This window comes from Burkholderia sp. Bp9090 (genome assembly GCF_003857985.1).
GTDB lineage: Bacteria > Pseudomonadota > Gammaproteobacteria > Burkholderiales > Burkholderiaceae > Burkholderia.
Map to the genome: position 1 here is coordinate 1 of NZ_QTPV01000004.1, position 12,745 is coordinate 12,745.

Genomic DNA, 12,745 nt, shown 5'->3' on the forward strand with positions numbered 1-12,745 from the left:
CGCGACCGTCCCCGCGTTCATCAACCTGTTCATCGAAACCGGCGGCACCGCGGGCATCCAGTTCTCGTACGACAAGAGCTGATTGCCGCACGTCCGCAAGCGCCGCGCTTGCGGCGCGAACCCGGCCCGCGTCGCAGCCGCCGGCGCACGTTGCGCCACATGAACTACCCCGCCCGGGCCGGCCCGGGCGGGCGCCCGCGATACCTAAACCACGTGGTAGCTTGCCGGCGGATACGCCGTCTCCAGCGCGGCCCTGAGATCCGCGTCGGACGCCGTGGCCGACGTGAAGACGGCCGTCGTGGTGCTCGCGGTGTAGGCCAGCGTCACGGCCCACGTCGGATGGTCCTCGTTGAGGTTGTCGCACGTGGCTTGCGCGCCGAACGCGCTCGGGCCGCCGTCCGGATTGAACCCGTAGACTGAAATGGTCGGCATGGCATGTCCTTGTCGGTTGGTTGGGGAACGCCGCCGGCACGCGCCGGCGACCTGCCCAGCGTAGGCGCCGCGCACGCGGGCAGGAATGTGCCGAAGGTCATGGCCGAAGGCCCGTGACGGGCCGTGCGATACCGGTTTTCCCGGCTCCGCCTCGCCCTCATGCACTCTCACGCACCCTCGATGCCGCACCGCGCGCCGCCATCGCCGCGACGCCGCCAGCCGTCTTCGCGGATACGTGATTCAATGTCATTCGAACCGGCGTCGCACGCTGCCGCCACGGCGCGCGTCGCGTCCCCCTCGACCGACCTTCACGAAAATCCCATGACGAACCCTGCCGACATCAAGGCGCTCGTTTTCGACGTGTTCGGAACGATCGTCGACTGGAGAAACGGCGTCGCGCGCGAAGCCGCCACGTTCCTGGCGCGCCACGCGCCGGATCGCGATCCGTTCGAATTCGCCGATACGTGGCGCCGCGAATATGCGCCGTCGATGGAGGAAATCCGCAGCGGGCGCAGGCGCTACGTGCGGCTCGACGTGCTGCACCGCGAGAACCTGGTGCGCACGCTCGACCGCTACGGGATCGACGGCGTGCCCGACGCGGAGATCGACGCGCTCAACCTCGCGTGGCACCGGCTCGATCCGTGGCCCGACTCCGTCTCGGCGCTGCAGCGGCTGAAGCGGCGCTACGTGATCGCGCCGCTGTCGAACGGCAACATCCGGCTGATGGTCGACGTCGCGAAGCACGGCGGCCTGCCGTGGGACGCGATTCTCGGCGCCGAAGTCGCGCACGCGTACAAGCCGTCGCCGAGGGTCTATACCGAAGCGGTCGAGATCCTCGGTCTCGAGCCGGCCGAGCTGTGCCTGGTTGCCGCGCACAATGGCGATCTGGCCGCCGCGCGGCGACTCGGGCTCGCCACCGCGTTCGTGCTGCGGCCGACCGAACACGGGCCGAACCAGACGACCGACCTGAAAGCCGACGACGCGTGGGACTTCGACGTCAAGGACCTGAACGAACTCGCGGATCGGCTCGGTTGTCCGGGTTGAGTGCCGGCTGCTAGACTCCGCACTCCGACCACATTCAGCCCCGGCCTATGTCGTCATCCCTGCGTCTGGTAGCAGGCAAGCTCACCGCGATGCGCTTTCTGGAGCGTCCCGATCGGGAGGACGCTGCGCGCCATCAGATGTCGCCCGTCGATCCCGAAGCCCGGAAGAAATCGCTCGGCTACCGGTTCACGCACTACGTGGTGCCGATTGCCGCGGCGCTCACCGGCAACGGTGCCGCCGCCAATGCGCTGGTGTTTCAGCAAGCCGACGAAGACCTCGCCCTGGCCAGCCTGAACGCCGCGGCCGACAAGGTCGAGCATCCGGCGACATGGTCGTATGCGAATATCCGCGGCAGCAAGACCTTTGCATCGGAAAACGCCTACGTCACCGTCGGGAAAAACGGCAGGATCCTGTTCGCGAAGCTCCCGGTCGAAATCGAAATCGGCGGTGACACGTACCGCGGCTTCCTCGGCGGACAGTGCTTCGACGTCGGCGACGACGTCGTTGCCGTGGTCGATCGCCGAGGCCGCCTGCTTGCGCTGTCGTCTCCGGACCGCCGCCACATGGTCATGGATCACACGTGCGGCGACACCGGGTTGGCCGGGCTGACGCATACGCTCTGGCTTGCGTGGAAATGGATGTTCATCGGCATGACCTGTTTCCTGATCCCGCTCATGCTGCTGGGCATCTGGACCAGCGACAGCGGATTTTCCGATCCGACGCTCGTCGTTCTCACGCTGCTCGGCGGACCGTTCGCATTGGGCGTCATGCTGGCACTGCTCATCGGCGTGCGCCTTGCATGGGCGGACTGGCTGCCCGCGTGGCGCGTGTCGCGCATCCTCACTGCATTGGGCCGACCGGACCTGTGCACGCGCGATTTCGGCGATGCGCTCGACGACGCCGAACGCACCGGGCGATTACGCGACACGGATGTCGGGCGAATCTATTACGCCTAGGCACGCCCAGGCGGCCGGCTGCCTGGCGGCGGCCCCTTCGCCGCGCTCGCGTGACGCCGCCGCGGGTGTGCCGCAACGCGGTGCACCTGGAACCGCGTGAACCCCGACCCGCCCGCTGCGCAAATCACCGCCGCCTCCAGCCCCGCTATTCCGGATCCCCGACGAACCGGAGCCGCTCCGACTCCCCCATCAACAACGCCCGGTTCGCGTCCGCCGCCGCGCGCAGGTAATCCCACAGCGCCGTCACGCGCCGCAGCTTGCGCAGGTCCTCGCGACACGTCAGCCAGAAGCACCGTGTGACCACCACGTCGTCCGGCAGCACCGGCACCAGCGCCGGCTGCGTGGCCGCCATGAAGCACGGCAGGATCGCGAGCGCGCCGCCCTGCAGCGCCGCGAACACCTGCGCGATCACGCTCGTCGTGCGTAGCCCGGCCGTCGCGCCGGGCACCGCGCGCTCCAGGTACAGCAGTTCGCTGCTGAACGCGAGATCGTCGACGTAACTGATGAACGCATGCCGCGCGAGATCGTCGGTGCAGGCGATCGGCGGATGACTCGCCAGATAGTCGCGCGTCGCATAGAGCCGCAACTGGTAGTCGCACAGCTTCGTGACCACGTAAGGCCCGCGTTCGGGCCGCTCGAGCGTGATCGCGAGGTCGGCCTCGCGCTTCGGCAGGTTGACGAAATGCGGGACCGGCAGCAGGTCGACCGTCACATGCGGGTGCGCGACGCGAAACCGCGCGAGCTGCGGCGCGAGGAAAAAGCAGCCGAACCCTTCGGTCGACCCGATCCGCACGTGGCCCGACAGCGCCTCGCCGGTGTTCGCGACCTGGTCGCACGCGGACTGCACGGTCGTCTCCATCGCGTCCGCATACGCGACGAGCCGCTGCCCCTCGGCGGTCAGCGTGAAGCCGCCCGAGCGCGACTTGTCGAACAAAAGCGTACCCATCGCGGCCTCGAGTGCGCGAATGCGCCGCGCGACGGTCGTGTAGTCGACCCCGAGCCGCTTCGCGGCCCCGCTCGCGCGCTGCGTGCGGGCGACTTCGAGGAAGAAGCGCAGGTCGTCCCAGTTCAGGTTGCCGGAAACCGGCTCGGTGGCGTGTCGCATCGGCGGGGAAAAAAGCAGGTGTCTCGGGGCCCGGTGCCGATATGCATAAATGCACATCCAACCGGCTTTCTTGTCGGTACATCATGGATCCGCGCATAACTATACTCGACCGTGACCTGCGGACCATGAGCCGCGGGCAATAAATACGGAGACACCATGCAGACGCGATCCACCCTCGATGAGCATGCAGCCATCGCGACGCCGGCGCCCGCCCGCACCGCGCGGCACTACCTGCTGGCCGGCTGGGCCAGCATGGCCGGCACCACGATCGAGTGGTACGACTTCTTCCTCTACGGCACGGCCGCCGCGCTCGTGTTCAACCGCATCTTCTTCCCGTCGCTGGACCCCGTCGTCGGCACGCTCGCCGCGTTCGGCACGTTCGCGGTCGGCTTCATCGGCCGGCCGATGGGCGGCATCGTGTTCGGCCACTTCGGCGACCGCATCGGCCGCAAGTCGATGCTGATGATCACGCTGCTGCTGATGGGCGTGCCGAGCATGATCATCGGGCTGATCCCGTCGTACGACCGCATCGGCTACTGGGCCGCCGCGCTGCTGATCGCGATGCGCTTCCTGCAGGGGATGGCGGTCGGCGGCGAATGGGGCGGCGCGGTGCTGATGGCCGTCGAGCACGCGCCGAAGGGCCGCAAGGGGCTGTTCGGCAGCCTGCCGCAGACGGGCGTCGGGCTCGGGCTGATCCTGTCGTCGGTCGCGATGGCCGCGGTGGCCGCGCTGCCGGAAGCCGACATGCTGTCGTGGGGCTGGCGCGTGCCGTTCCTCGCGAGCATCGCGCTGGTCGGCCTCGGCTGGTTCATCCGCGCGAAGGTGCCCGAGTCGCCGGACTTCGAGAAGATGCAGCGCCAGGGCAAGGCCGAGAAGTCGCCGGTGACGGCCGCGCTGCGCCGCCATCCGCGCGAGGTGCTGACGATCGTCGGCGCACGCGCCGCGGAAAACACCTGGTTCTACATGGTCGTCACGTTCGCGCTCGCGTATGCGACGCAGCAGCTGCATCTGCCGAAGGCCGAGATGCTGCACGCGATCACGGCCGGCGCGGCGTTGTCGCTCGTCACGATGCCGCTGTGCGGGCATCTCAGCGACCGCATCGGCCAGCGCCGGATGTTCGCGATCGGCCTCGTGCTGATGTGCCTGTTCGCGGCGCCGTTCTTCCTGATGCTCGGCACGCAGCAGACGTCGACCGCATGGTGGGCGATCGTGCTCGGCCTCGGCATCGTGTTCCCGATCCTGTATGCGCCGGAGTCGCTGCTGTTCGCGCAGCAGTTCCCGGCGGAAATCCGCTACAGCGGCATCTCGCTGTCGGTGCAGCTCGCCGGCGTGATCGGCGGCGGCTTCGCGCCGATGATCGCGACGTCGCTGCTCAAGGCCGGCGGCGGCCAGCCGCATTACGTGATCGCGTACCTCGTCGGCTTCGGCGTGTTCGCGCTCGCGTGTACCGCGTTGATGCGTCCGGCGCGTGCGTAAGCATCGGCCCGCAGCGATCCGCATCGCCCCGATTTCAGTTCGACCTGCCGTCCGCCGTGGCCGCACGCGCGACGGACGCAGCCCACGTGTTTTCTTCGCATCACCGTTTCCCGGAGAGTTCCATGAACGCCGCAGTTCCCCAGACCACCCTCGCCCTGCCCACCGCCAAGCTGCTGATCGACGGCGCGTTCGTCGAATCGCAAAGCGCCGAATGGGGCGACATCGTCAACCCCGCGACGCAGGAAGTGATCGGCCGCGTGCCGTACGCGACGCTCGACGAGGTCGATGCCGCGATCGCGTCCGCGCAACGCGCGTTCCAGACCTGGAAGACGACGCCGATCGGCGCGCGGCTGCGCATCATGCTGAAGTTCCAGGACCTCGTGCGCCGCAATCTCGAACGGATCGCGCACACGCTGACGGCCGAGCAGGGCAAGACGCTGCCCGACGCACAGGGCGACATCTTCCGCGGCCTCGAAGTGGTCGAGCATGCGTGCTCGATCGGCACGCTGCAGCAAGGCGAATTCGCGGAGAACGTCGCGGGCGGCGTCGACACCTACACGCTGCGCCAGCCGATCGGCGTGTGCGCGGGCATCACGCCGTTCAACTTCCCCGGCATGATCCCGCTGTGGATGTTCCCGATGGCGATCGTGTGCGGCAACACGTTCGTGCTGAAACCGTCCGAACAGGATCCGCTGTCGACGATGCAGCTCGTCGAACTCGCGATCGAGGCCGGCGTGCCGCAGGGCGTGCTGAACGTCGTGCACGGCGGCAAGACCGTGGTCGACCGTCTGTGCACGCACCCGGACATCAAGGCGATCTCGTTCGTCGGCTCGACGCGCGTCGGCACGCACGTGTACAACCTCGGCAGCCAGCACGGCAAGCGCGTGCAGTCGATGATGGGCGCGAAGAACCACGCGGTCGTGCTGCCCGATGCGCACCGCGAGCAGTCGACCAACGCGCTGGTCGGCGCAGGCTTCGGCGCGGCCGGCCAGCGCTGCATGGCGACGTCGGTCGTCGTGCTGGTCGGCCAGGCGCGCGACTGGCTGCCCGAGCTGGTCGAGAAGGCGAAGGCGCTGAAGGTCAACGCCGGCGCCGAAGCCGGCACGGACGTCGGCCCGGTCGTGTCGAAGGCGGCGAAGGCCCGCATCCTGTCGCTGATCGACGCGGGCGTGAAGGAAGGCGCGACGCTGCTGCTCGACGGCCGCGACGTGAAGGTGCCCGGCTACGAGCAGGGCAACTTCGTCGGCCCGACGATCTTCTCGAACGTGACGACCGACATGTCGATCTATCAGGAAGAAATCTTCGGGCCGGTGGTGGTCGTGCTCGAAGCCGACACGCTCGACGACGCGATCGCGCTGGTCAACCGCAACCCGATGGGCAACGGCGTCGGCCTGTTCACGCAGAGCGGCGCGGCCGCGCGCAAGTTCCAGAGCGAGATCGACATCGGCCAGGTCGGCATCAACATCCCGATCCCGGTGCCGGTCCCCTACTTCAGCTTCACCGGCTCGCGCGGCTCGAAGCTCGGCGATCTCGGCCCGTACGGCAAGCAGGTCGTGCAGTTCTATACGCAGACGAAGACGGTCACCGCGCGCTGGTTCGACGACGACGCGACGGCCGGCGGCGTGAACACGACGATCGCGCTTCGCTGATCAAGGAAGCCTGCACATGGAAATCGCATTCATCGGACTCGGCAACATGGGCGGCCCGATGGCCGCCAACCTGCTCAAGGCCGGCCACGCGCTGACGGTGTTCGACCTCGACGCGAACGCGGTCGACGCGGCGGTGCGCGCGGGCGCGACGGCGGCCGCGTCGCCGCGTGACGCGGCCGCCCGCGCGTCGCTGGTGATCACGATGCTGCCGGCCGCGCAGCACGTGCGCGCGGTCTACCTCGGCGACGACGGCGTGCTGGCCGGCGCGCGTGTCGGCGCGACGTTGGTCGACTGCAGCACGATCGATCCGGACACCGTGCGCGCGATGGCCGACGCCGCCGCGCAGCGCGACTTCCCGTTCGCCGACGCGCCGGTGTCGGGCGGCACCGGCGGCGCGCAGGCCGGCACGCTGACCTTCATGGTCGGCGCGCAAGGCGCGCTGTTCGAGCGCATCCGCCCGGTACTGCTCGACATGGGGAAGAACGTCGTGCACTGCGGCGGCACGGGCACCGGGCAGATCGCGAAGATCTGCAACAACCTGCTGCTCGGGATCTCGATGATGGGCGTGGCCGAAGCGATGGCGCTCGGCGCCGCGCTCGGCATCGATCCGGCCGTGCTGGCCGGCATCATCAACACGTCGACCGGCCGCTGCTGGAGTTCGGACACCTATAACCCGTATCCGGGCGTGAACGACGCGGCACCCGCCGCGCGCGGCTACTCGGGCGGTTTCGCCGCGAACCTGATGCTGAAGGATCTCGGGCTCGCGACCGAAGCCGCGCGCAGCGCACGGCAGCCGGTGTGGATGGGCGCGCTCGCGCAGCAGCTCTATCAGTCGATGAGCCAGCACGGGCTCGGCACGCTCGACTTCTCCGCGTGCGTGAAACTGTACGAGGCGCAGCCCGCGTAACGCGGCCGGCGGACGTGCGACGGCCCGCGCTGCCCGTCAACGGCATCGCGGGTCGGTTCACATCCGGAGCAGTGCGGAGGTTACGGCCGCGCGGGCGGCGCGGCGCTTATCCGCGCGGGTTCGACGCGGTCTCGAAGGTCGGATGGCACTCGAACGCGAGTTCGGAGCGCGCGTCGACGCGGCGGCCGCCGGTCACCGACTCCTGCTTCAGGCTCGCGCGCATGCCGCGCTGCGTGCAGTAGTTGGTCGCTTCGTCGACAGCTTTTGCATGGGCGTCGGCCCACGTCGTCGACACGCCGAGCGTGCGCGTCGTCACGGTGAAGACGTTCGGATTCGATGTCGTGGTCACGTCGGAAGCGGTCGAACATGCGGCGAGCAAGCATGCAACGGCCGCGATGGTCAACCCTCGCAGGGATCGAAAAGATAGAGCAATGGACATGGGGGGCAAGCGCGCGTCGATTCGACGGCATTGAGCAACATAGGCGACAGTATGCCTGCCCGATCGCCGGAGATCATGCCCTTTTCAGTGAACACATTGTTTCGAATGGTTAAACGATGGGGTGCTGCCGGCAAGATTTGCGGCCCGCGTCACGCCCGTCGTTGCGCAGCGTGTCGCTTTTCCCGGCTTCTCGGCCGACGCACGGTTTCTGCCCGGCGACCGGCATCGGCCGTCGCGCCGGTCAGTGCGCACGCGCCTGCCGGATTCTCGCCGAAGCCTCCTCCAGGCTTCGCCACGCCGGTTGGCCGGGCGCATAGCGCGCGCGGATGTATGCGGCGAGCTCGGCCATCTGCCGGTCGTCGAACGCGTCGCGGAAGCCGGGCATGTAGCCGAGCCCGTCGGTGGCCGGATGGTCGATCCCGTCGTGCAGCACGCGCAGCAGGTTGTCGGGCGCAGCCTGGCTGACGCTCGTGTTGAGCCCCATCAGCGGACGCACGCCGAAATGCCCGACCCCGCCCGTCTCCGCGTGACAGACCGCGCACGCGGCATCGAACGCGCGCCGGCCGCTCTCGAGGCCGAGCGTCGCGACCGCTTCCGCACCGCGTGCATGGCGGGTCGCCGCGTCGACGGCCACCGCGGCATCGACGGGCGGCGACAGCGACGCCAGATAATGCGCGATCGCCCGGACGTCCGATTCGGGCAGCGCCGCGAGCCCCGCGACGACCGGCGCCATCGGCCCGGCCGCGACGCCGTGCTGCGCGGAGAAGCCCGTGCGCAGGTAGTCGAACAGCGCGCCTTCGGTCCACGGCACCGGCGACGCCGGCGACGCGACGAGCGGCGGCGCGACCCATCCCTCGGCCTCGCCGCCGGCCAGATATGCGCGGCCGCCCCGTTCCGCGCCGAGCGCGTTGCGCGGCGTATGGCACGCGCCGCAGTGCCCGGCGCCGTCGACCAGATACTTGCCGCGATTCCACGACGCGGAGCGCGCCGGATCCGGCACGAACGCCCGCGCGTCGTGAAACAGCCAGTTCCATCCGGCGACGAGGCGCCGCTGGTCGAGCGGGAACGGCAGCTTCGTCTTCGGCGGCGCATGCTTCACCGGCGGCTGCGACATCAGGTATGCATACAGCGCGAGCAGGTCGGGCTCGCTCAGCTTCGCGAACGCGGTGTACGGAAACGCCGGATACAGATGCGAGCCGTCGCGCCCGATGCCTTCGCGCATCGCGCGCGCGAACGCCGGATACGACCATGCGCCGATGCCGGTTTCCGGATCGGGCGTGATGTTGGTCGTGTAGATCGTGCCGAACGGCGTGTCGAGCGCGAGACCGCCCGCATTGGCCGCGCCGCCCGGCGCGGTATGGCAGACCGCGCAATCGCCGGCGAGCGCGATCAGGCGGCCGCGTTCGAGCGTCGCCGCGCTCCACATCGCGCCGTCCGCGCCGCCGGGTGCGACCGGCGCAATCGGGGCGATCGGCGCCGGGCCCGGCAGGATCGCGCAGGCCAGCCCGATCAGCCCGCCGACGACCCCGCCCGCGCCGCCACCGGCCAGCCAGCGGCGCCAGCGCGATGACGCGCGGCGCGGCGCGCCGGAACGGCGCTCGCCGACATCGGCCGGCTCAGGGCGGGCCAGCGCGTCGCGAATGCGTGCGGCGTCGAACGGCGGCGCGCGAAAACGCACGCCCGTCGCGTCATGCAGCGCGTTCGCGATCGCGGCCGCCGCCGGGGCGGCCGCCTGTTCGATCCGCTGCGCGTCGTACGCCGACAGCGACCGGGCGCGACCGGCTCCCGGCTCTGCGTCGTCGAACGCGACGAGTTCATGCGCGATCGCATCCGGCGCGACATCGCCGCCGGTCTCGTCATGCGCCGGCCGTGCGGACAGCCGCGCGCCCATCACGCGCGAAATCGCCGCTTCGATCTGCCACGCGGGCAAGCCCGCCATCGACGCCTGCCCGGGCTCGCCCGCGCCCTGCCCGGCGACGACGCGGCGCACCGCGACGTCGCCCGTCGCGCGATCGACGTCGAGATCGACGACCCATGCGGACCAGTGCGGATCGCTGTCGCGGCCGTTGTCGCGGCCCGCGTTCGCGTGCGGGTTTTCGCCTGCGGACGGCGCCTCGAGCACGCCCGCACCATCGAATGCAAAGCCGCGCCCACTGAGGCGGTCCTGCGCCGCTGTATGGGCACGGCCCGTGGCCGGTTCGCCCCACGCCGCGCGTTCGCTGACCATCCGGATGATCTCGCGCGGCCCGGCATCGCGCGACGCATCGAGATGCTGCAGGCGCAATGCGACCGGATCGCGCCGCAGCGCACCGGCCAGTTCGTCGACGAACGACTCGCGCGCGAACACGTGTGCGTGGCCGGGAATCGCGTGGTGGATGTCGGCCATCTCGATCGACGTCTGCGCATGTCGATAGACGAACGGCGACGACCGAGCCGATGCCCCGCCCTGCGCCGCCGCGCGCCGCGCATCCGGTGTCGTGCCGGCCTTCGCGCGATAGCGCCACGTCGTCATCCGCCCATCGGCGGCGGTCCGCGTTTCGAGCTCGAACGACGCGTGCGCACGCGCATCGCCGATCGGCCATTCGTAGTGTGCGCGGTGCATGCGCGCCGCGTCGTCCGCACGCCGCGCCGAACCGGCCGCCGCTTCATCGCGCCGCACATCGCTCGCATCGGCTTCGGGCTGCGCGGGCACGCTCAGGTCATGCTTCATCGCCGTCGTCCCGCAGATAGCGCGCGGCCCGATGCACCGCGCGGATGATCTCCAGATGCGTGCCGCAGCGACAGAGATTGAAGCGCAGCGCGTCGCGGATCGCCGCATCGTCCGGCGACGGATTACGGTCGAGCAGCGCCTTCGTGCTCATGATCATTCCGTTCAGGCAATAGCCGCACTGCGCGGCCTGCTCGTCGATGAACGCGCGCTGGATCGGATGCGGCGCGTCGCGCGAGCCGAGCCCTTCGAGCGTCGTCACGTCGCGCCCGTGCGCGGCGGCGGCCGGCACGACGCACGCGCGCGTCGCCTGAGCGTCGACCAGCACCGTACACGCGCCGCACTGCCCGAATCCGCAGCCGTACTTCGGGCCGTTGAGCGCGCAGTCGTTGCGCAGGACCAGCAGCAGCGGCGCGTCGGGCGCGGCAGCGTCGAACGTGTGCGGCGTGCCGTTCACGCGAAACGCGAGCGGCCGCGACGGGGAAGCGGGATGGGACATGAAGGGATCCGGAATGCGGGGCGCGGGCCGGCAGGCCGTGTTGGGGCCGGCAGCGGGCACGGCCGCCGGCTCGCGACGGGCCGGCGTCGCGCGCAGCGCTCACGTATAACACGCCGAAATGCGTACCGCCGCATCGATCACCGATACGGCGGCGCGGCATCCGGCGCGGACACCGCATGCGCGTCAGGCGACGGCCGCCACGTTGCCGCGCGACGGCGACGGCGACACCAGCGGCACGTCGAACACGTCGTAGCCGAACACCCACGACGGATCCTCGTTGGTGCGCAGCCACGTGTTGTTGTGCGACACGAGCTGCACCTTCGACGCGCGTGCCGCGCGGTTCGCCTCGTACAGCGCGAACGCACCCGCGTAATCGCCGATGCCGACTTCGTCGAGGCAGCGCGCGAGCATCGCCGCATCCTCGATCGCCATCGCCGCGCCCTGCGCCATGTGCGGCTTCATCGGATGGCATGCGTCGCCGAGCAGCACGAGACGGCCGCGGCTCCACAACGGCAGCGGGTCGCGCTCGAGCAGCGGCCACTTCGTGATCGACGGCGACACGTCGATCAGGTGCTGGATGTCGGCGTGGAAGCCGGCGAACGCCTCGCGCATTTCATCGCGGCTGCTGTCGACCATCGACACGCCTTCCGGCCACTCGGCCTGCGGCACGCCGGTCACGTAGTAGTACTCGTCGCGCTTCTCCGTCACGTAGTAGACCATCATGTGGCGATCCTCCGACCACCATTTCACGCACATGTCGTACGGCTTGTTGCCGAGCAGCGAGGCCGGGAACACCGCGCGATGCGCGACATAGCCCGTATAGCGCGGCGGCTCCGCGCCGAGCAGATGCTCGCGGATCCGCGAGTTCACGCCGTCCGCGCCGATCACGATGTCGGCCGTCTCGACGCTGCCGTCGGCAAACGTCAGGCGCACCGCGTCACCCGTGTCCTCCACCGCCGCGAGCCGCTTGCCGAAGCGGATCGTGCCGGGCGTCACCGCCTGCGTCATCAGCGCGTGGAAATCGCCGCGATGCACGGTCAGGTAGCTCGCGCCGTAGGTCCTGCGCGCGTAGTCGCCGAGCGGAATCCGCGACAGCACGTCGGCCGTCTGCCAGTCGCGGCTGTACCAGCAATCCGGATGCGAACCCATCGTCTCCAGCGCGTCCTCGCAGCCGATGCGCCGCATGATCTTCATCACGTTCGGGCCGAGATGGATGCCCGCGCCGAGGCGCGAGAACGCCGGCGCCTGCTCGTACAGCGCGACGTCGTAGCCGCCGCGCTGCAGCAGCGCCGCGGCGGCCGTGCCGCCGAGACCGGCGCCGATGATTGCGATACGGGGTTTGCTCATGCGGATCTCCTGATCGTGAGCCCGGCGCCGGACGCGGCACGAGAACGGGCGGATTGAATGGCGTTTATATAGCGTACACACTCAATTTATTCAAGACAAGGGGATTATTTCTGGTGGCCGACCCATCCGGGAAAACACCAATAAAACCTCATATACATCCGAAAACAAACGATCCACGCCTGAA

At 69.5% G+C, this 12,745-nt stretch carries 11 protein-coding genes and 1 pseudogene; 6 read left to right on the forward strand and 6 right to left on the reverse strand.

Going from position 1 to position 12,745, the window contains the following annotated elements; all coding sequences use genetic code 11:
- Window positions 1-82 (forward strand): annotated as a pseudogene (locus tag DIE16_RS05090) (hydrolase); the annotation flags it as partial.
- A 122-nt stretch (window positions 83-204) separates the two neighbouring features.
- Here DIE16_RS05090 and DIE16_RS05095 read toward each other — a convergent pair.
- Window positions 205-432: a hypothetical protein gene (locus DIE16_RS05095; RefSeq protein WP_124891957.1), complete on the reverse strand. Its 228-nt coding sequence runs from the start codon at window positions 430-432 to the stop codon at window positions 205-207.
- Window positions 433-753: 321 nt separating this feature from the next.
- On the opposite strand from DIE16_RS05095, the gene DIE16_RS05100 reads away from it, so the two are divergent.
- Both DIE16_RS05100 and DIE16_RS05105 read left to right on the forward strand, forming a co-directional pair.
- Window positions 754-1,476, forward strand: coding sequence for a haloacid dehalogenase type II (locus DIE16_RS05100; protein ID WP_044843903.1), 723 nt, complete (start codon window positions 754-756; stop codon window positions 1,474-1,476).
- A gap of 47 nt (window positions 1,477-1,523) precedes the next feature.
- Entirely contained in the window at window positions 1,524-2,432 is a 909-nt protein-coding gene (locus DIE16_RS05105; protein WP_124488426.1) for a hypothetical protein, read from the forward strand.
- A gap of 145 nt (window positions 2,433-2,577) precedes the next feature.
- Here the strand turns inward: DIE16_RS05105 and DIE16_RS05110 are convergent, their stop codons facing one another.
- A complete protein-coding gene (locus DIE16_RS05110; protein WP_124521113.1) occupies window positions 2,578-3,537 on the reverse strand; it encodes a LysR family transcriptional regulator in 960 nt (319 codons plus the stop codon).
- Window positions 3,538-3,693: 156 nt separating this feature from the next.
- On the opposite strand from DIE16_RS05110, the gene DIE16_RS05115 reads away from it, so the two are divergent.
- The 3 genes from DIE16_RS05115 (at window position 3,694) to mmsB (ending at window position 7,569) form a co-directional block, all read left to right on the forward strand.
- Entirely contained in the window at window positions 3,694-5,013 is a 1,320-nt protein-coding gene (locus DIE16_RS05115; protein WP_044843900.1) for an MFS transporter, read from the forward strand.
- A gap of 122 nt (window positions 5,014-5,135) precedes the next feature.
- Window positions 5,136-6,662: a CoA-acylating methylmalonate-semialdehyde dehydrogenase gene (locus DIE16_RS05120; protein WP_124891958.1), complete on the forward strand. Its 1,527-nt coding sequence runs from the start codon at window positions 5,136-5,138 to the stop codon at window positions 6,660-6,662.
- A 16-nt stretch (window positions 6,663-6,678) separates the two neighbouring features.
- Window positions 6,679-7,569, forward strand: a complete 891-nt coding sequence (gene mmsB / locus DIE16_RS05125) for a 3-hydroxyisobutyrate dehydrogenase (protein ID WP_124668373.1) — start codon at window positions 6,679-6,681, stop codon at window positions 7,567-7,569.
- A 106-nt stretch (window positions 7,570-7,675) separates the two neighbouring features.
- Here the strand turns inward: mmsB and DIE16_RS05130 are convergent, their stop codons facing one another.
- The 4 genes from DIE16_RS05130 to DIE16_RS05145 all read right to left on the reverse strand — a co-directional run bounded on the left by DIE16_RS05130 (window position 7,676) and on the right by DIE16_RS05145 (window position 12,561).
- Window positions 7,676-8,008 (reverse strand): hypothetical protein, encoded by a 333-nt coding sequence (locus DIE16_RS05130; RefSeq protein ID WP_044843897.1) that lies wholly within the window; start codon window positions 8,006-8,008, stop codon window positions 7,676-7,678.
- 241 nt (window positions 8,009-8,249) lie between these two features.
- Window positions 8,250-10,718, reverse strand: a complete 2,469-nt coding sequence (locus tag DIE16_RS05135) for a c-type cytochrome (RefSeq protein WP_124891959.1) — start codon at window positions 10,716-10,718, stop codon at window positions 8,250-8,252.
- Window positions 10,708-11,214 carry a (2Fe-2S)-binding protein gene (locus tag DIE16_RS05140; protein ID WP_044843895.1) on the reverse strand — a complete coding sequence of 169 codons (507 nt, stop codon included), beginning with the start codon at window positions 11,212-11,214 and terminating at the stop codon, window positions 10,708-10,710. Before DIE16_RS05140 ends, DIE16_RS05135 begins: the two co-directional genes overlap by 11 nt.
- A gap of 183 nt (window positions 11,215-11,397) precedes the next feature.
- Window positions 11,398-12,561: an FAD-dependent monooxygenase gene (locus tag DIE16_RS05145; protein WP_044843894.1), complete on the reverse strand. Its 1,164-nt coding sequence runs from the start codon at window positions 12,559-12,561 to the stop codon at window positions 11,398-11,400.
- Window positions 12,562-12,745: the final 184 nt, after the last annotated feature.

Excerpts from the sequence above, each read along its gene's own strand:
- DIE16_RS05120 (WP_124891958.1), top strand. The coding sequence starts at position 5,136 with ATGAACGCCGCAGTTCCCCAGACCACCCTCGCCCTGCCCACCGCCAAG.
- mmsB (WP_124668373.1), top strand. The coding sequence starts at position 6,679 with ATGGAAATCGCATTCATCGGACTCGGCAACATGGGCGGCCCGATGGCC.
- DIE16_RS05130 (WP_044843897.1), bottom strand. The coding sequence starts at position 8,008 with ATGTCCATTGCTCTATCTTTTCGATCCCTGCGAGGGTTGACCATCGCG.
- DIE16_RS05100 (WP_044843903.1), top strand. The coding sequence starts at position 754 with ATGACGAACCCTGCCGACATCAAGGCGCTCGTTTTCGACGTGTTCGGA.
- DIE16_RS05115 (WP_044843900.1), top strand. The coding sequence starts at position 3,694 with ATGCAGACGCGATCCACCCTCGATGAGCATGCAGCCATCGCGACGCCG.
- DIE16_RS05135 (WP_124891959.1), bottom strand. The coding sequence starts at position 10,718 with ATGAAGCATGACCTGAGCGTGCCCGCGCAGCCCGAAGCCGATGCGAGC.
- DIE16_RS05105 (WP_124488426.1), top strand. The coding sequence starts at position 1,524 with ATGTCGTCATCCCTGCGTCTGGTAGCAGGCAAGCTCACCGCGATGCGC.
- DIE16_RS05140 (WP_044843895.1), bottom strand. The coding sequence starts at position 11,214 with ATGTCCCATCCCGCTTCCCCGTCGCGGCCGCTCGCGTTTCGCGTGAAC.
- DIE16_RS05145 (WP_044843894.1), bottom strand. The coding sequence starts at position 12,561 with ATGAGCAAACCCCGTATCGCAATCATCGGCGCCGGTCTCGGCGGCACG.
- DIE16_RS05110 (WP_124521113.1), bottom strand. The coding sequence starts at position 3,537 with ATGCGACACGCCACCGAGCCGGTTTCCGGCAACCTGAACTGGGACGAC.
- DIE16_RS05095 (WP_124891957.1), bottom strand. The coding sequence starts at position 432 with ATGCCGACCATTTCAGTCTACGGGTTCAATCCGGACGGCGGCCCGAGC.